This window comes from Rothia gullae, from assembly GCF_024294905.1.
Classification (GTDB): Bacteria; Actinomycetota; Actinomycetes; order Actinomycetales; family Micrococcaceae; genus Rothia.
Map to the genome: position 1 here is coordinate 151398 of NZ_JANCOC010000004.1, position 17651 is coordinate 169048.

A 17651-nucleotide genomic window follows, 5' to 3' on the forward strand; every position below is an offset into this window, starting at 1 on the left:
ACGCGAACTACGCGCCGCGAGCCGCTAACAGGTCATCACGAGCCGCCTGCGCAGCCTGCGCCAAACCCTCAACCGACGGGCCAGCAGCCAGCACGCCACGGCTGGAATTCACCAACACCTGCGACTCAATGCCCGCAAACACGCGGTACAAATCAGCCGCCGAAGCACCCTGCGCACCATAACCCGGCGACAGAATCGGGCCGTTGAACACGCTCAGGTCAATACCCAAATCAACCAGCGCCTGACCAACAGTCGCGCCAACCACCAGACCGCACGGGCCCATCTGCTCCCACTGGCGGGAAGCATTCTCAGCAGTAGCCGCAGCGATAATACGCTTAGCCACAGCGCCCCCAGACTCGCCGGAATGACCAGACTCCGACGCGCCCACGTGCTGAACGCTCTTACCCTCAGGGTTCGAGGTCAACGCCAGCACAAACGTGCCACGGTCATTCTCATCAGCCAAATCCAGCGCCGGACGTAGCGACTCAAAACCCAGATACGGGCTCAAAGTCACCGAATCGGTACCCAGCGGCGAAGATGAGCCGAGCCACGCATCCGCGTACGCCTTCATGGTCGAACCGATATCGCCGCGCTTAGCGTCAGCAACAATCAGCACACCATCAGCGGCAGCGCGGGCGAACAGCGCCTCCAGCACAGCAAGACCAGCCGAACCGTGACGCTCAAACAACGCCACCTGAGGCTTCAACGCCGCCGCAAACGGGGCGCAACCCTCATAGACCGCCTCAGTAAAAGCAGCCAGGCCGGCAGCGGAATCCTCAAGATCCCACTGCTCCAGCAGGTTCGGATGCGGGTCAATACCCACACACAGCGGGCCGCGCTCCGCCATCGCCTTCGCCAGACGATCACCAAAAGCAGCGGACATTACGCCTCGCCACCCTCAGAACGAGCATCCACAGCGGCAGCCAGCTGAACGCCGTGCTCCTGCAGGCTCATGATGTCCCAGCTGTGCTCACGCAGAGCATTAATCGCCTGAACAGCCGCAGCGAACTCAGAAATAGTAGTCATGACCGGGCAACCCACCGAAACCGCAGCGGCACGAATCTCGTAACCATCGCTACGAGCAGCACCACCGGCGGGAGTGTTCAGAATCAGGTCAATGTCACCATTGCGGACCATGTCCACAATCGAGTGGTCGCCATTCGCCTCAGCAAATTTCGAAGCCACAATCACAGAGTTCAGGCCGTTACGGCGCAGAATCTCAGCGGTACCACCGGTCGAAACAATCTCAAAGCCCAGCGACTCCAGCATCTTCGCGTAAATAATGACGTTACGCTTATCGTGGTTAGCCACCGAAATGAACACCTTACCGGAGGTCGGCAGCGGCGAACCAGCACCAGCCTGAGCCTTCGCGAACGCGGTGTCATAGTGCTTATCCAGACCCATGACCTCACCGGTCGAACGCATCTCCGGGCTCAGCAGCGAATCCACCACAACACCCTCCGGGGTGCGGAAACGAGCGAACGGCAGAACCGCAGCCTTCACAGCAATCGCAGTCTCCTCAGGCAGGGACGCGCCATCCATGTTCGACGGCAGGTAACCCTCAGCCTTCAGCTCAGCAATGCTCTTACCCAGACCAATCAGCACAGCAGCCTTAGCCATCTGCACGCCGGTAGCCTTCGACACGAACGGAACAGTACGAGACGCACGCGGGTTCGCCTCAATCACGTACAGGTTCTCAGACACGTACGCGAACTGAATGTTAATCAGGCCGCGCACACCGGTACCGCGAGCAATCTTCTCGGTAGCGTCCTTCACCTTCGCGATGATGTCCGGGCCGAGAGTAATCGGAGGCAGAGTACAGGAAGAGTCACCCGAATGAATACCGGCTTCCTCAATGTGCTCCATGACGCCGCCCAAGTACAGCTCCTCGCCGTCGAACAGTGCGTCAACGTCAATCTCGATAGCGTCCTCAAGGAACTTATCAATCAGAGCAGGCTGCGAAGGCGAAACCTCGGTAGCGTTCTCCAGGTAGCGTGCCAGGTTCGCCTCATCGTAGACGATCTCCATGCCACGGCCACCCAGCACGTACGAAGGACGAACCAGAACCGGGTAACCAATCTCATCAGCGATGCGCTTAGCACCCTCGAAAGTGAACGCGGTACCGTTCTTGGGCGCAATCAGGCAGCCCTCCTCCAGCACCCGGGAGAACTCGCCGCGATCCTCAGCCAGGTCAATAGCCTCGGGGGTGGTGCCCAGAATCGGCACGCCCGCATCCTTCAGGGCACGAGCCAGCTTCAGCGGAGTCTGACCGCCCAGCTGCACGAACACGCCCATCAGGCCGCCGGTACGACGCTCCGACTCAACAATCTCAAGCACATCCTCAAGAGTGAGCGGCTCAAAGTACAGGCGAGTCGAAATATCGTAGTCAGTCGAAACAGTCTCAGGGTTGCAGTTAACCATGACAGTCTCGTAACCGAGCGAACGCAGCACCAGCGAAGCGTGCACACAGGAGTAGTCGAACTCGATACCCTGACCGATACGGTTCGGACCCGAACCCAGAATCATAATCGAGGGCTTCTCGTGGTGCGCAACCTCATCCTCCAGGTCGTAGGAGGAGTAGTGGTACGGAGTGAACGCCTCAAACTCGGCAGCACAGGTGTCAACAGTCTTGAAGACAGGGCGGATACCCAGAGCATGGCGAACACCGCGCACAACATCCTCAGAAGAGCCGATAATCTCAGCAATCTGAGCGTCCGAGAAACCGTGACGCTTAGCCAGCTTCAAGGTCTCCGGGTCAAGGTTGTCACGCTTAGCGTGAACCACGCCAGCAACCTCATTCAGCAGCACCAGCTGATCCAGGAACCACGGGTCAATCTTGGTCGCCTCGTGCAGCTGCTCCACGGTAGCGCCAGCCAGCAGAGCCTGCTGAACCTGGTAAATACGCTGAGTGGTCGGAACCTTCGTCTTCTCAATCAGCTCAGCCAGCTCAGCCTCAGACAGGGACAGCGGCTTGAACGAGAAGGACGCGCCCTTCTGCTCCAGCGAACGCATCGCCTTCTGCAGAGCCTCAGTGAAGTTACGGCCCAGAGCCATAGCCTCGCCAACACTCTTCATGGTGGTGGTCAGGGTCGGGTCAGCAGCCGGGAACTTCTCAAACGCGAAGCGCGGAACCTTCACAACCACATAGTCGAGGGTCGGCTCGAAGGATGCCGGGGTCTTCTGGGTGATATCGTTCGGAATCTCATCCAGGGTGTAACCCAGGGACAGCTTGGTCGCAATCTTCGCAATCGGGAAGCCGGTAGCCTTCGAGGCGAGCGCCGAAGAACGAGACACGCGCGGGTTCATCTCAATGACGATGATGCGGCCAGTCTTCGGGTCAATCGCGAACTGGATGTTACAACCACCGGTGTCCACGCCAACCTCACGAATCACGTTGATCGCGATGTCGCGTAGCTTCTGGAACTCACGGTCGGTCAGGGTCAGTGCGGGTGCCACGGTGATGGAGTCACCGGTGTGCACACCCACGGGGTCGAAGTTTTCGATGGAGCAGACGACCACGACGTTGTCGTTGGTGTCACGCATCATCTCCAGCTCGTATTCCTTCCAGCCGAGGATGGACTCCTCCAGCAGGACCTCGCTGGTCGGTGAGTACTGAATACCGGCACCGGCAATACGGTAGAGGTCTTCCTCGTTGTACGCCATACCCGAGCCGAGACCGCCCATGGTGAAGGAGGGGCGGACCACCATCGGGTAGCCCAGCTCCTTAGCGGCTTCCAGCGCCTCCGGCATGGAGTGAACAATCACCGAGCGTGCAGACTCGCCGCCGGCGCGCTCCACCACACCCTTGAATGCTTCACGGTCCTCACCGAGGTTAATCGCCTCAATGTTCGCGCCAATGAGCTCAACATTGTACTTGGCAAGCACGCCGCGCTCATCCAGGGAGATAGCCGCGTTCAGCGCGGTCTGACCACCCAGGGTCGGCAGGATTGCGTCCGGCTTTTCCTTCTCGATGATCTTCTCAATCACCTCGGGGGTGATGGGTTCAATGTAGGTGGCGTCCGCGAACTCGGGGTCGGTCATGATGGTTGCCGGGTTCGAGTTCACGAGGATGACGCGCACGCCCTCCTCCTTCAGCACACGCAGCGCCTGAGTGCCGGAGTAGTCAAATTCCGCTGCCTGACCGATGACGATGGGGCCGGAACCGATGACGAGGACGCTATTAAGGTCAGTACGACGAGGCATTTATGCTTCCTTTGCAGTCTTGGTTGCGACCATCAGGTCGATGAAACGGTCAAAGAGGTAGGCGGAATCGTGCGGGCCCGCAGCAGCCTCGGGGTGGTACTGCACGGAGAACGCGGGGATGTCCTTACAGGTCAGGCCCTCAACCACGTTATCGTTCAGACCCACGTGGGAGACCATGACCTGACCGAACTCGGCGTTCGGTGCGGTCACGTAGTCGCCAATCGGCGCGTCCACAGCGAAGCCGTGGTTCTGCGCGGTAATTTCAACCTTACCGGTGGTCTTATCCATGACCGGCTGGTTGATGCCGCGGTGGCCGAAGGGCAGCTTGTAGGTGCCGAAGCCCAGGGCGCGGCCGAGCAGCTGATTACCGAAGCAGATGCCGAAGAACGGGGTGCCCTTACGCAGCACGCCCTGCAGCAGCTCAACCTGCTCATCAGCAGTTGCCGGGTCACCGGGGCCGTTGGAGAAGAACACGCCGTCGGGGTTGTGGGAGTAGATGTCCTCGAGGGTTGCGCTTGCGGGTAGCACGTGCACGCGCACGCCACGCTCAGCGAAACGCTGCGGGGTCATCGACTTGATGCCCAGGTCCAGGGCAACGATGGTTGCGACCGGGGGTGCGAACCAGTTGAACTGGTGCGGCTCAACGGTGTAGGCGGTGTCAACCGAAACGGAGTCAGCGAGCTTACGGCCAGCCATCGGCTCGGAGGCGCGCACCTCCTCCAGCAGTTCAGCTTCGGGGCGTTCTGCGTGCTCACCGGAGAACACGCCCGCACGCATCGAACCGCTCGAACGCAGGCGGCGGGTCAGGGCGCGAGTGTCAATGCCCTGAATACCGACGATGCCCTGCTCGATGAGCTCTTCGTCGAGGGTGCGCTCAGAACGCCAGTTGGATGCCACACGTGCTGCGTCGCGAACCACGTAGCCGGCAACCCAAATCTTGCGGGACTCAGCGTCGGTGGTGTTCACGCCGGTGTTGCCGATATGGGGAGCGGTCTGAACCACAATCTGACCTGCGTAGGAGGGGTCGGTCAGGGTTTCCTGGTAGCCGGTCATACCGGTCGAGAAAACCGCCTCGCCCAGGGACGCGCCGGTTGCGCCGTAGCCGTAGCCGCGGTAGACGGTGCCGTCCTCCAGGACGAGCAGCGCGCGGTCCGTACGCAGGGCGCCGGATCGTGTCATGTCAGTCATGCTCTTCTTCCTTTTCTCTGGTGTTCTCCCCCGCTTCCTGTACAGCCTCTACCGTGCAGGTTCCGGGGTAGTCTATGGTGCCTTCGGCGGGTGTTCGCCTGACCTCAGGCAAAATCTATGGGTGTGGGTGTGCGGGAATATTACACCGCGATATTGCGCCGGGATATTACACCGGGATTTAGGCTTCCGGTTCTGCCGCCCACTTTTCGGGCGCATCCACCGCGTTCGGGGCGATGCGGCGTAGCTCCTGCAGTACCGCCTGCTTGTCCTCGGCGTAGCGGGTGCGGAAGCCGGTCTGCACGCGGTGACCGTCCAGGGTCCAACCAATCACGACCAGGCCGTTCTTCTCCACAACCTTGCCCGCCATACCGCGGTCGGTGGTGATGACTGCGAGCTTCTTCGCCGGAATCCACAGGTCCTTCGCGCCGTTACGGGTGAAGATGATGCTGTCCGAGTAAATCAGCAGGGTGGACTTGCTCTTGAAGCCGAGCGAATCGAAACCCACGCGGTCCAGCCAGTTACCGAAAATCGTGGTGCTGACGTACTCGCCCTCGAAAGCGGCCTCAGCGGTCATGCCTTCGTAGCGTTCGGGAACTTCCTTGAGGGATCCGAACATGTTTGCCTGGCGTGCCAGGCGCGAGCGCCATCCGTGCCACATGCCGTAGATGCACAGGGCGACCAGGGCGATGCAGATGACGGCGGTCAGGAACTTTCCCACGAAGGTTCTCTCTTTCGGTTGGGGTCTCGGTCGATAATCTCGGCCTGGGCTGGTGAGGTTGGGGGCGGTGCTCCCGGCGAGGCGGTGGCAGGCGCGAAACCTACCACCGCCAGGCACGGTCACCACGTACGTTCGCTTCGCGGGTCAGTTGTGCAAACTTAGCGGTGCGAACGTACATGCGCGGGTTAGCGGCGCGGGGTTGCCAGCTCGCCGTTCAGCACGGTCGGGTGGCCAGCGTAGAAGGTTGCACGGATCGAGCCGGGCACCTCCATGTCGCGGTAGGGGTTGTTCTTACCCTTGGTTGCCTGCTCCTCCGGCTTGATAACGCGGGTTGCCTTCGGGTCGACCAGCACAATGTTTGCCGGTTCGCCTTCGGCAAGCGGGCGGCCCTGCTCGTGGTCCAGGCGACCAATCTTCGCGGGCTCCTCGGAGAGGATGCGTGCCACATCACGCCAGGTGATCATGCCGGTGTCAACCAGGGTCATCTGGATGATGGACAGTGCCTGCTCCAGGCCGGTCATACCGTTCGCGGCGCACGCCCACTCGCATTCCTTGGTCTCTGCCGGGTGCGGTGCGTGGTCGGTACCGATTACGTCGATGATGCCGTCAGCAACAGCCTGACGCAGCGCCATGACGTCCTCTTCGGTGCGCAACGGCGGGTTCACTTTGAAGATCGGGTCGTAGGTGCGTGCGGTCTCGTCGGTGAGCAGCAGGTGGTGCGGGGTTGCCTCCGCGGTTACCTTCACGCCGCGGGACTTAGCCCAGCGCACAACCTCAATGGAGCCCTTGGTGGACAGGTGGCAGATGTGCAGCTTGGAGTCCAGGTGCTCAGCCAGCAGCACGTCGCGGGCAATGATTGCCTCTTCAGCGACGGCGGGCCAACCGGTCAGACCCAGGTCAGCGGACACCTTACCTTCGTTCATCTGGGCGCCTTCGGTCAGGCGCGGCTCCTGCGCGTGCTGCGCGATAACACCGTCGAAGGTCTTGACGTATTCGAGGGCGCGACGCATCACTGCGGGGTCGTACACGCACATGCCGTCGTCAGAGAACACGCGCACGTTCGCGGTGGAGTTCGCCATGCCGCCAATGTCGGAGAGGCGCTCACCCTTCAGACCCACGGTCACTGCGCCGATGGGCTGAACGCGGCACCATGCGGATTCCTTGCCGAGGCGGTCAACCTGCTCAACCACTGCGGCGGTATCTGCCACGGGCATGGAGTTTGCCATGGCGAACACTGCGGTGTAGCCGCCCAGTGCTGCTGCGCGGGTGCCGGTCTCGACGGTTTCGGATGCCTCGTAGCCGGGCTGACGCAGGTGGGTGTGGATATCAACCAGGCCGGGCAGCGCCACCTGGCCTGCTGCCTCGACGACCTGTGCGTCTGCGGCGTCAATATTCTCTGCGATGCGGCTAATCACGCCGTCCTCGATGAGGATGTCGGTGACCTTTTCGCCGTAGAGGCTTGCGCCCTTGATCAGGTACTTGCTCATGGTTTTGGTTCCTCTCGTTAGGAAGGTCGTTTAGGATTCGTCGCCGGCGTAGAGCTTGGCGCTGGAGCCGTCGGTCAGAAGCAGGTAGAGCACCGCCATGCGCAGCGCCACGCCGTTGCTGACCTGGCGCAGGACCCAGGAGTTGGTGGCGTCGGCGGCTTCGGTGCAGATTTCCAGGCCGCGGTTCATGGGGCCCGGGTGCAGGATTGCGACCGGCTGCGGCTGCGCCTGCAGGGTTGCGAAACGTTCGGCGGTCAGGCCCCACAGGTCGGTGTATTCCTCTGCGGAGGGGAAGTACGCGGCGTTCATGCGTTCCTTCTGGATGCGCAGCAGCATGACGGCGTCGGGGTTGGTGGCGATGGCTTCGTCGAAGTCGTGGAAGATTTCCAGGCCGGCTTCTTCAACCCAGGAGGCGGTATTCAGCGGCAGCAGGGTCGGCGGTGCGACGAAGACGACCTGCGCGCCGAGGGTGGTCAGCAGCCAGAGGTTGGAGCGTGCCACGCGCGAGTGCAGGATGTCGCCGACGATGAGCACACGCATGCCGGACAGGTCGGTGCCACGGGGGCTGTCGAGGCCGTCGCGTTCTGCCTTGTACTGGCGCAGGGATACGGCGTCGAGCAGTGCCTGGGTAGGGTGTGCGTGGGTGCCGTCGCCCGCGTTGAGTACGGGGATGTCGGTCCAGCCTGCCTCGGCAAGGCGCTGGGGTGCGCCGGATGCCGAGTGGCGGATCACGAACGCATCCGCGGCAATCGCTTTGAGGGTCTGCGCGGTGTCCTTGAGCGACTCGCCCTTAGACACGGAGGAGCCAGATGCGGAGAAGTTGGTGACGGCGGCGCCCAGGCGCTTCTCGGCGGCTTCGAAGGAGAGGCGGGTTCGGGTGGAGTCCTCGAAGAAGAGGTTGACGACGGTCTTGCCGTTGAGCACGTTGAGGGTGCGGTTTTCGGCTTTGACCTGCGCCATGTAGTCGGCGACGTCAAGGATTTCGATGGCTTCTTCGCGGGTTAGTTCGCGGGTGTCGAGCAGATGCTTCATGAGAGCCCTCCCAGCTGGATAATGTCAACTCGGTCTGTTGCGTTGTCGGTTTCAGTCAGTACGACGCGCACGGTTTCGCTGGCGCTGGTGGGCAGGTTTTTGCCCACGTGGTCGGCGCGGATGGGTAGTTGCCGGTGTCCGCGGTCTACGAGGACTGCCAGGCGTACGAGGGCGGGTCGTCCGTGGGCGTTGAGTGCGTCGAGGGCGGCGCGTACGGTGCGGCCGGAGTAGAGGACGTCGTCAACGAGGACTACGGTTTTGCCTTCGATGCCGATAGTGGGCATGATGCTTTCCCCTGCGGTGTCTGGGGAGGTGGTGCCGCCGGTTCGCTGGTCGTCGCGGTAGGCGGTGATGTCCAGGGCGCCGATTCGTGTTTCTGCGTTGAAGTTCGGCTCGATGGCTTGGATGCGGGCTGCGAGTCGTACGGCGAGGGGCACGCCGCGGGAGCGGATGCCGATGAGTACGAGGTTTTCTACGCCTTTATTGGTTTCAATAATTTCGTAGGCGATGCGGGTGAGGGCGCGGCGGATTTCGTCCTCGCTGAGGATGGTGCGGCCGACGGTGGTCGCGTCCTCCAAGGTGCTTTGAGGGGTTGCCGAATGGGGGGCTGCGGTTAGATTTCGCCCCTGATTCGCGCCGGATGTGGGTACAGTTGACCCAGGCATAGCCGTCTCCTTCCCCGCCTCACGGGACGGAATTTAAAGGTTTTGTGCTTCTAGTAGGGTACCACAGTTCACAGGCTACGTTCAGGTTCGGCGAGAGACCGCTCACGGCGGGGACGGAGCTGGTATGGAGCGGGGCGGGGGATCCGTCCTCAAGGCGCTCAGCCACGCAGAACTGCACCAACCAAACGCAACCTAGACACAGAAAACCCCCGCCGTCCTGTAGTTCGCTACAGCACGGCGGGGGTTTCACGTACGCTCCCCTGCGGGCGCATCCTCAACAGCAGCAAACCAAACCAGCTATAAGAGCTGGTGGGCAGGCCGCGGCGGGACGTCTTACGCGAGCAGGGTCGGCTTCACCTGACGGAGCTTATCCAGCAGACCGTTCACGAACTTTGGAGATTCATTCGTGGACAGCACACGCGCCAGACCGACAGCCTCAGAAATTGCGACAGCATCCGGAACTTCGTCATTGTACAGAAGCTCCCAAGCGCCAATACGCAGCACGGCACGGTCCACGGCGGGCATACGCTCGAAGGACCAGTCACGGGCGTAAGTCTCCACAAACTCGCGGATCTCTTCGTCGTGGTCGCGAACGCCACGAATGATTTCCTCAGAGTAAGCAGAGATCTGCGCTACCGTGTACAGTCGGCGGCGGCGGAGTACCTCAATATAATCTTCGTTGCGCTGATCCGCCTCGAAGAGCACTTCGAGGGCGCGCAATCGGGCTTTCGTACGCGAATTCATTAGTCGTTCACGCGACCGAGGTACTCACCGGTGCGGGTGTCAACCTTGACCTTGGTGCCGGTCTCCAGGAACAGGGGAACCTGAATCTCGTAGCCGGTCTCAACGGTTGCGGGCTTGGTGCCGCCGGTGGAGCGGTCACCCTGCAGGCCGGGCTCGGTGTAGGTGATTTCGAGGACCACGGATGCGGGCAGCTCGATGTACAGGGGGCTACCCTCGTGCATTGCGATGGTTGCGGTCTGGGACTCGAGTATGTAGTTTGCTGCGTCGCCAACAACGGTTGCGGGAACGTTGATCTGGTCGTAGGTCTTCATGTCCATGAAGACGTAGTCGTCGCCGTCCTGGTACAGGTACTGGTAGTCGGAGCGGTCAACGGTTGCGGTTTCGATCTTAGCGCCAGCGTTGAAGGTGCGGTCGACGACCTTGCCGGAGGTAACGTTGCGCAGCTTGGTGCGGACGAATGCGCCACCCTTACCGGGCTTAACGTGCTGGAACTCTACGACGGACCAGAGGTTGCCGTCAATCTTCAGGACGGCGCCGTTCTTAATATCGGTAGTGGATGCCATGGGGCTCTCCTTCGTGTCATCGACGCTCACGCCGTAGTGGTACCCGGCGAGGCGCTAAGTTTTCAATGAGCAAAAATATGTCCCGTACATTCTACAGGATGCGCACGAATTTGCCTAGCAGAGGCGCCACATTTTCTGTGGCACCCCGCCCGGCTGGCGCGTATTAGCAAACACGCGCCGGGTGCATCCGGTGCATGTACGGGACTCATCACCTACTCGGTAATCTCCTGGTAGGTCATGTACAGGATTGAGTCGTCCGGCACCTCGTAGACGCGCGGGCGAGCCAAACCGTCAAGAATGATGAAGCGCAGCAGGTTGCCGCGTGCCTTCTTGTCGCGGCGCATCGTTTCGAGCAGCTGGGGCCATGCGTCTGCCTTGTAGGAGGTGGGCAGACCCAGCGATTCGAGGATGCGGCGGGTGCGTGCCACGAGTTCTTCGTCGGCGTGGCCGGTTGCCAGCGCCAGTTCGGCGGCGTAGACCATGCCGACGGACACTGCCGCGCCGTGACGCCACTGGTAGCGTTCGTTGCGCTCGATGGCGTGGGCGAGGGTGTGGCCGTAGTTCAGGATTTCACGGCGACCGGATTCGCGGAGGTCCTCAGAGACGACCTCCGCCTTCACGCGCACGCTGCGTTCAATGAGTTCACGCATCACGGCGGACTGCGAGTCGCGTACGGCGTTCGGGTTCGCCTCAATCAGGTCGAGAATTTCGGGGTCTGCGATGAAGCCGCACTTGACGACCTCACCCATGCCGGTCAGCAGCTCATATTCAGGCAGGGTGCGCAGGGTGCCGATCTCGCAGAGCACCGCTGCGGGCGGCCAGAACGCGCCGACCAGGTTCTTACCTTCGGCGGTGTTGATGCCGGTCTTACCGCCCACGGCAGCGTCCACCATACCGAGCAGGGTGGTCGGGATGTGAATAACGCGCACGCCGCGCAACCAGGTTGCCGCGACGAATCCGGCAACGTCGGTAATGGCGCCGCCGCCCACGGAAATGATCGCGTCGGTGCGGGTGAAGTCGTTCTGACCGAGCACCTGCCAGCAGAACGCCGCCACCTGGTAGTGCTTCGCCTCTTCAGCGTCCGGAATTTCGGCGCTGAACGATTCGTAGCCCATGGCACGCAGGTCTTCCATGACCAGCTCACCCGTGGAACGCAGGGCACGCGGGTGAATCACGAGCACCTTCTTGGCGCGGTTGCCCAGAATTTCGGGGATTTTACCGAGCAGATTGTGGCCGATGAGAACCTCATAGTTCTCACGCGGGGAGCTGCCGGTCACCGGGATGCGGGTGATATCTTCCGCGCCGGAGGCACCGAAAGTGGGGGTGGGCTGAGTGCTCATCATGTGTCCTTTCACAGGTGAGGGGTTAAGCTTGGGGGCGCTGCGCGCGGGAGGTGCGGGTTGCGGTCACGTACGCCTGGATTTCGGCGGTCATCTCGGTGATGGGGCGGCCGCCTCGTGCGTCCAGGGTGAAGTGCGCCAGCTCTTCGTATCGGCTGCGGCGGCGCTCAAAAATTTCGGTCCACCGCTCGACCGGGTTCGGCTGCAGCAGCGGGCGGGTCTTGTTGCCGGTAATGCGCGGGGTGACGGTGTCAGCATCAACGAGGATGTACACCACACATTCGTCCTTGAGCAGCTCCGCAACCGAGTCGGTCATGGGCGCGCCACCACCCAGGGAGAACACCGTGTTGCGGTACACGGGCGAGGTGAGGACCTCTTCGATGGTTTTGCGTTCGAGCTCGCGGAAGTACGCCTCACCGAAGATCTCGAAGATTTCGGAGACTTCGCCGTAGCGTTCCACGATGAGCTGGTCGGCGTCGAGAAACTCGTAGCCGTAAAAACGCGCCAAGTGCGTACCAATGTAGGTCTTACCTGCCGCCATGGGGCCAATGAGCACGATGGGGCGGGAACGTTCCGCGAAGTTCTCGTGCATTTCACGCACCTGCTGCGGGTGGATGCGAGCACCGGCGGACTCGTCTTCTGCGAGCGCATCTGCGGGGACAGCAAACTCTGCGGGGACGGTGAGCTCTGCGGATGCCACAGATTCAGCCGGCACTGCAGGTTCGGCGGGCGCAGCAACCTGAACCTTGCCGAACAGCGCCGGAGTCGGACGAACCGGCTTGGCGGGTGCAGGCTTGGGCGCAGCGACTACTGACGGCGCGGCCGGTTTTGGAGCTACGGGCTTGGGTGCATCCGCCTGTGCGGGCTCCTCGCGAGGCTCTTCCTCAGCCATGCCCTGCAGGGCGCTGAGCAGCTTCAGGCGCAGGTCCTCGTCCAGGCCGAGCGCCGGTTCGGCGTCCTCAGATACCGAGGAGGCGTACAGGCGCACACCCTGCGTGCTCGCCGTAGCAGCGGCGGGCAGGGGGCGGGCGCCAGAACGCATCAGGTCAGCGGGAGTGGGCACCCGAGAAGCCGGGCGCGCAGAAGAAACTGACGCGGAAGAACCCGATGCGGCAGCCTCACGCGCGACAGTCTCACGAACCCCAGCGCCCGCAACCTCAACAGCCTCAGCGTCCGCAATCTCAACACTCTGCTCAGCCGCAGCAGATACACCGGGTTCCGCACCGGACTCTGCACCGGGTTCCGGGCGCGGCGAAGCGCCCCCTCGCGCACGCTGCGTTGCCGCAGCAATACGCGCAAGAGGGCTCGAAGCTACCGGGCGAACACCCTGCTCCACAGAAACTTCCCCGGAACCGCGACCCTTCGCGCCGCGGCCCTCAAACTCTGCCGGAAGGGGCACTACGCGTCCCAACCAGCCACGTTAGACTCCCACGCCAGAGACGCCGGAATGGCGTCCAGGTAGGAATCCATGTTGCGGCGAGTCTCACCAATCGAGTCGCCGCCAAACTTCTCCAGTGCAGCCTCAGCGAGCACCAGGGCGACCATAGCCTCCGCCACCACGCCGGCGGCGGGAACAGCACACACGTCCGAACGCTGGTGGTGGGCGCGAGCCTCTTCACCGGTGGAAGTGTCAATGGTCTTCAGAGCCTTCGGCACGGTCGCAATGGGCTTCATTGCCGCGCGCACACGCAGCAGGTCGCCAATGCTCATGCCACCCTCAATACCACCGGCACGGTTGGTATCGCGGGTTACGCCGTGCTCACCAATGGAAATCTCGTCGTGAGCGGCAGTGCCCGGGCGGTCAGCGGTCGCGAAACCGTCGCCAACCTCAACGCCCTTAATCGCCTGAATACCCATCAGCGCTGCGGCAAGGCGCGCGTCCAGGCGGCGGTCCCAGTGCACGTACGAACCCAGTCCGGGAGGCATACCGTACGCGAGCACCTCAACCACGCCGCCGAGAGTCTCGCCGTCCCTGTGCGCCTCGTCCACGCGCTGAACCATCGCGTCAGAGGTCGCCTTGTCGAAGCAGCGCAGCGGGTCAGCGTCCAGCTGATCAACGTTACGGGGCGAAGGCACCGGGGCGCCCTCGGGAGCATGTACGCCACCCACAGCTACGGTGTGAGAAACCAGCTCAACATCCAGAGCCTTCAAAATCTGTGCGGCAACCACGCCAAGAGCCACGCGGGTCGCAGTCTCACGCGCGGAGGCGCGCTCCAGCACCGGGCGAGCCTCAGAGAAGTTGTACTTCTGCATACCCGCAAAATCGGCGTGACCGGGGCGCGGACGGGTCAGCGCAGCATTACGCGCACGCCCCTCAATCAGCTTCGGATCCACCGGGTCGGAGCTCATCACGTCAGTCCACTTGGGCCACTCGGTGTTCGCAATCTCAATCGCGACCGGGCCGCCCTGAGTCAGGCCGTGACGCACACCGCCCAGGATGCGCACGCGGTCCTCCTCGAACTTCATGCGGGCACCGCGGCCGTAGCCAAGGCGGCGACGAGCCAGGGCATCACGCACCATGTCGCTGGTGAGTTTCACACCGGCGGGTACGCCCTCAATAATGCCGACGAGTGCCTCGCCGTGGGATTCTCCGGCAGTGAGCCAACGCAGGGCCATAGGTTAACCTCTTTTCATTGCACCCGCACCGCAGCGCAGGAGGAAGGAATAATAATTCTTCACGTGTATAAACAGTGTATAAAATGCCTGTTTACTGAGCGAGTGAAAGCACGCTTTTTTCACGAAACGGAAGCACGAGGCGCAAGATCAACCGCCGCGCACATCGCATTCACCAAACCCAGCAGCTCACCCTCAGACAGGGTGCGGTCGGTAAATAGCAGCACCTGCTCCACCGCCTGATACAGCAGCATCTCCAGGCCAGAAACCACCGTGCCGCCGTTAGCCTCCCAAGCACTCGCCAGTACCGAAGGCCACGGGTTATACGCAACATCGAGCAGTACCGGCCGGTGCGTCGCGGAGGCGCCCTTCAGCCCGCTCAGCTGGCTCGCCCACTCATCCGCCGCATGGGCCGGAAGCGTAGAAATCACCGGGTGATGACCGCGTTCCGCAAGATTCTGCGGCAAATCAGCCAGGGAAACCTGCTCCAGCTGAACGCCAAGGCGGTCCGCCGCCTCCTGCACGCTACCGAGCTTATGCAGCGAACGGGCGTACACGCTCACACGGGAATACCCCAGCTGATGCAGTGCGGTCAGGGCGGAAATAGCCGTCGCTCCCCCACCCACAATCGCGGCAGAATCCTTGAGTGGCTGCGGCTCCAAACCGGCGTGACGCAGCGCGTTCACGATGCCGATCACGTCCGTGTTATCACCCAGCACCTTCTCACCGCGCGGATACACCGTGTTCACCGCACCGGTCACGCGGGCAGTCTCACTCAGCTCATCGCAATACTTAATGACCGCGGTCTTCAACGGCATCGTCACCGACAGACCCGCAATATACGGGGCGTCCTCCGTACCGTCCGGGTGGCGCACCCCATGCATAATCGCCGGCAAATCATCGGGCAGAGTATCGCGGCGATCATAACCCAAATTCTGCTCACCCAAAAAGTCATACGCGGCACGATGCAGCGCAGGCGACAGCGAATGCGCAATAGGGTGCCCCAGCACGTAGGCGCGGCGAAGATACGGGGCCTCACGGTACGGTTCAGTCTTCATCGATACTCTCTCGCTCTCAACGCTGGGGAACGCTCTCAACACTTGGGGCTTGCGGGCTTGCGGACACGCACGCCACGAACCCGCGTTCATAGGCGCACCCTCCCATTTTAAGGGACAAACCAATATTCGGGTACAGCCCAACAACTGAGCACCCCAGCATTCGGGTACAGAGCATTCGGGTACAGCAAAGGCGGGCACCTCCTCCACTCTCGTGGAGGCGGTACCCGCCTCAGCAAGGAACCTTCAGTCCAAAGCTACCGAATTATAGATACCGGCTAAACCGATTAGCTACAACGGTTCGGGTGCTTAGAACACCACTGGTTGTACTCTTCAACGTAACGCTGGTGCTCAGCGTACGTGCGGGAGTACTTAGTCTCACCGGAATCCAGGTCCACAGTCACCCAGTAGAAGTACGGGTTCTTCTCAGGAGCCGCGGCAGCCTTAATCGAAGCCAGCTGCGGGGAACCAATCGGGCCCTTCGGAAGACCCTTATTCGCATAAGTGTTGTACTTATTGCTCTTATCGGCCTTCTGCTCTTCAGTCAGGTGGTACGAACGGACACCCAGACCGTAAGTCACGGTCGCATCCGACTGAATCAGACCCGACGTCTCACCATCGGGGGTGTTCAGACGATTCTCAATGATGCCTGCAACCGCCACGTAGTCCTTCGGCTGAGCCTCAAGCTCCACGATGGAGGCAACAGTCAGAACCTCAAAAATCTTCTGGTCGCCGCTCACGCCGGCTTCCTTCAGGTCAGCCTTGGTCTTATCAACCATGGTCTGAATGACCTTCTTGATGTCGGTGTCCTTCGGGAAGCGGTACTCACCCGGGTGCAACCAACCCTCAATCGAGGGGAAGTTGCTCGGCACACCGTACTGGGTGTAGTTGCTGACCGCGTCCTCAACCTGCTTGCGGGTAAACGCACCATCGGAGCCAGAAACAATCAGGTCGATGGTCTCGCTCACGCGCTTACCCTGCGGAATCGCCAGGTACAGGACGTTGCTGTTCGCATCAATAATGGTCGTAATCGCGCTCGAGCTGCTCATGTGCTGCTGCAGTTCATAGGTGCCAGGCTGCAAGTACTTACCCTTGCTCTCCTTGGTGTACACCTCGACGAACTTATCAGCATCAGCAATAACTCCAGCCTCTTCCAGCTCATGCGCCACCTGCGCGGTGGACTGACCGGAACGAATCGTGAACGTCACGGTCGTGCCGTTACCTCCACCCGAGTAATCACGATTCTTGAACGGGTCGTAGCGAGTAATCAGGGCACCAGAAATGATGACCAGAGCCACGATAAACAGGGAAATTGCGCTCAGCAAAACCGCGTGGCGGCGGCGCTTACGCGCACGCAACGTATCCACCGACACGATTTCCTGTTCCATCGTGATGCCGATAATACCCTTACGTTGGTCCTCGGCCGTGGGCCTAAAGAGGTCGAGCCCGCTCTCTTCGGGCTGTTTATTCTGTTCGGTCACTGAAGGTTCTCCGTTTCGTTGACGGCACCAACCGCGGTCCCTTCTGACTCGGACGGTCGGTTTTCTTCGTGGGCCGGATCGCTCACCTTGTACCCGGCTACGGACTGCCCCGCCTTGAGGGCATCCAGGCTGTACTGCAAAATGTTCACAGCCGCCACCTGGTCAACCATAGTCTTGAAATCTCGGCTGGAAACCCCAGCCTCGTGCAGTGCACGGTGAGCGCTCACGGTGGTGAGTCGCTCATCCACCAGCCAAATGTTAATGTGTGTATTCTCTTCGGCATCCAGCTCGGAGCGCAGAGCCTGAGCGTACTCCCGAGCCATTTCCGTGGAGAGAGAATCCCCACCACGCATAGTCTTCGGAAGCCCGACGAAAACCTCCACCACCTCGTTCACCTCAATCAGCTTACGCAAAACACGGCGGTCAGAGTTCTTCTTCGCGTCGCGGCGCAACGTCTTGAGCGGGGTGGCGAGAATACCGTCGGGGTCGCTGAGGGCGGTGCCGACGCGGGCATTACCCACATCGACACCCATCCGCACTCCGCGCTGGAATTCTGCCATGT

15 protein-coding genes are annotated in these 17651 nt (G+C 61.5%); all 15 read right to left on the bottom strand.

The annotated features are described in order from the left end of the window. Nucleotides 1–7: 7 nt before the first annotated feature. The 15 genes from pyrF to ruvX all read right to left on the bottom strand — a co-directional run bounded on the left by pyrF (nucleotide 8) and on the right by ruvX (nucleotide 17649). Nucleotides 8–883 carry an orotidine-5'-phosphate decarboxylase gene (pyrF, locus tag NML54_RS04165; protein ID WP_254756045.1) on the bottom strand — a complete coding sequence of 292 codons (876 nt, stop codon included), beginning with the start codon at nucleotides 881–883 and terminating at the stop codon, nucleotides 8–10. Continuing rightward, a complete protein-coding gene (carB, locus tag NML54_RS04170) occupies nucleotides 883–4203 on the bottom strand; it encodes a carbamoyl-phosphate synthase large subunit (RefSeq protein ID WP_254756046.1) in 3321 nt (1106 codons plus the stop codon). The genes pyrF and carB overlap by 1 nt, the downstream gene beginning before the upstream one ends. Next, complete coding sequence (gene carA, locus NML54_RS04175) at nucleotides 4204–5391, bottom strand: glutamine-hydrolyzing carbamoyl-phosphate synthase small subunit (protein ID WP_049327218.1); 1188 nt, start codon at nucleotides 5389–5391, stop codon at nucleotides 4204–4206. Between the two features lie 178 nt (nucleotides 5392–5569). Then, nucleotides 5570–6109: a PH-like domain-containing protein gene (locus NML54_RS04180; protein WP_254756047.1), complete on the bottom strand. Its 540-nt coding sequence runs from the start codon at nucleotides 6107–6109 to the stop codon at nucleotides 5570–5572. A 185-nt stretch (nucleotides 6110–6294) separates the two neighbouring features. Then, nucleotides 6295–7596 (bottom strand): dihydroorotase, encoded by a 1302-nt coding sequence (locus tag NML54_RS04185; protein ID WP_254756048.1) that lies wholly within the window; start codon nucleotides 7594–7596, stop codon nucleotides 6295–6297. A 30-nt stretch (nucleotides 7597–7626) separates the two neighbouring features. Further along, nucleotides 7627–8628, bottom strand: coding sequence for an aspartate carbamoyltransferase catalytic subunit (locus tag NML54_RS04190; RefSeq protein WP_254756049.1), 1002 nt, complete (start codon nucleotides 8626–8628; stop codon nucleotides 7627–7629). Next, the gene (pyrR, locus tag NML54_RS04195; protein WP_239662323.1) at nucleotides 8625–9293 is read right to left on the bottom strand and encodes a bifunctional pyr operon transcriptional regulator/uracil phosphoribosyltransferase PyrR; all 669 of its coding nucleotides are present in this window, start codon (nucleotides 9291–9293) and stop codon (nucleotides 8625–8627) included. The genes NML54_RS04190 and pyrR overlap by 4 nt, the downstream gene beginning before the upstream one ends. 333 nt (nucleotides 9294–9626) lie before the next feature. Continuing rightward, on the bottom strand, nucleotides 9627–10037 hold the full coding sequence (nusB, locus tag NML54_RS04200; protein ID WP_254756050.1) for a transcription antitermination factor NusB: 411 nt from the start codon (nucleotides 10035–10037) through the stop codon (nucleotides 9627–9629). Next, nucleotides 10037–10600 carry an elongation factor P gene (gene efp / locus NML54_RS04205; protein WP_254756051.1) on the bottom strand — a complete coding sequence of 188 codons (564 nt, stop codon included), beginning with the start codon at nucleotides 10598–10600 and terminating at the stop codon, nucleotides 10037–10039. The genes nusB and efp overlap by 1 nt, the downstream gene beginning before the upstream one ends. 212 nt (nucleotides 10601–10812) lie before the next feature. Then, nucleotides 10813–11940, bottom strand: a complete 1128-nt coding sequence (gene aroB / locus NML54_RS04210; RefSeq protein WP_254756052.1) for a 3-dehydroquinate synthase — start codon at nucleotides 11938–11940, stop codon at nucleotides 10813–10815. A gap of 25 nt (nucleotides 11941–11965) precedes the next feature. Then, entirely contained in the window at nucleotides 11966–13339 is a 1374-nt protein-coding gene (locus NML54_RS04215; protein WP_254756053.1) for a shikimate kinase, read from the bottom strand. Beyond that, a complete protein-coding gene (aroC, locus tag NML54_RS04220) occupies nucleotides 13339–14556 on the bottom strand; it encodes a chorismate synthase (protein WP_254756054.1) in 1218 nt (405 codons plus the stop codon). The genes NML54_RS04215 and aroC overlap by 1 nt, the downstream gene beginning before the upstream one ends. Nucleotides 14557–14675: 119 nt before the next feature. Beyond that, a complete protein-coding gene (locus NML54_RS04225) occupies nucleotides 14676–15611 on the bottom strand; it encodes a shikimate dehydrogenase (RefSeq protein ID WP_254756055.1) in 936 nt (311 codons plus the stop codon). Between the two features lie 284 nt (nucleotides 15612–15895). Further along, a complete protein-coding gene (gene mltG / locus NML54_RS04230) occupies nucleotides 15896–17089 on the bottom strand; it encodes an endolytic transglycosylase MltG (protein WP_254756056.1) in 1194 nt (397 codons plus the stop codon). Then, the gene (gene ruvX, locus NML54_RS04235; RefSeq protein WP_254756057.1) at nucleotides 17086–17649 is read right to left on the bottom strand and encodes a Holliday junction resolvase RuvX; all 564 of its coding nucleotides are present in this window, start codon (nucleotides 17647–17649) and stop codon (nucleotides 17086–17088) included. The genes mltG and ruvX overlap by 4 nt, the downstream gene beginning before the upstream one ends. Between the last annotated feature and the right edge of the window lie 2 nt (nucleotides 17650–17651).

Excerpts from the sequence above, each read along its gene's own strand:
- pyrF (WP_254756045.1), bottom strand. The coding sequence starts at position 883 with ATGTCCGCTGCTTTTGGTGATCGTCTGGCGAAGGCGATGGCGGAGCGC.
- carB (WP_254756046.1), bottom strand. The coding sequence starts at position 4,203 with ATGCCTCGTCGTACTGACCTTAATAGCGTCCTCGTCATCGGTTCCGGC.
- carA (WP_049327218.1), bottom strand. The coding sequence starts at position 5,391 with ATGACTGACATGACACGATCCGGCGCCCTGCGTACGGACCGCGCGCTG.
- NML54_RS04185 (WP_254756048.1), bottom strand. The coding sequence starts at position 7,596 with ATGAGCAAGTACCTGATCAAGGGCGCAAGCCTCTACGGCGAAAAGGTC.
- NML54_RS04190 (WP_254756049.1), bottom strand. The coding sequence starts at position 8,628 with ATGAAGCATCTGCTCGACACCCGCGAACTAACCCGCGAAGAAGCCATC.
- pyrR (WP_239662323.1), bottom strand. The coding sequence starts at position 9,293 with ATGCCTGGGTCAACTGTACCCACATCCGGCGCGAATCAGGGGCGAAAT.
- nusB (WP_254756050.1), bottom strand. The coding sequence starts at position 10,037 with ATGAATTCGCGTACGAAAGCCCGATTGCGCGCCCTCGAAGTGCTCTTC.
- efp (WP_254756051.1), bottom strand. The coding sequence starts at position 10,600 with ATGGCATCCACTACCGATATTAAGAACGGCGCCGTCCTGAAGATTGAC.
- aroB (WP_254756052.1), bottom strand. The coding sequence starts at position 11,940 with ATGAGCACTCAGCCCACCCCCACTTTCGGTGCCTCCGGCGCGGAAGAT.
- aroC (WP_254756054.1), bottom strand. The coding sequence starts at position 14,556 with ATGGCCCTGCGTTGGCTCACTGCCGGAGAATCCCACGGCGAGGCACTC.
- NML54_RS04225 (WP_254756055.1), bottom strand. The coding sequence starts at position 15,611 with ATGAAGACTGAACCGTACCGTGAGGCCCCGTATCTTCGCCGCGCCTAC.
- ruvX (WP_254756057.1), bottom strand. The coding sequence starts at position 17,649 with ATGGCAGAATTCCAGCGCGGAGTGCGGATGGGTGTCGATGTGGGTAAT.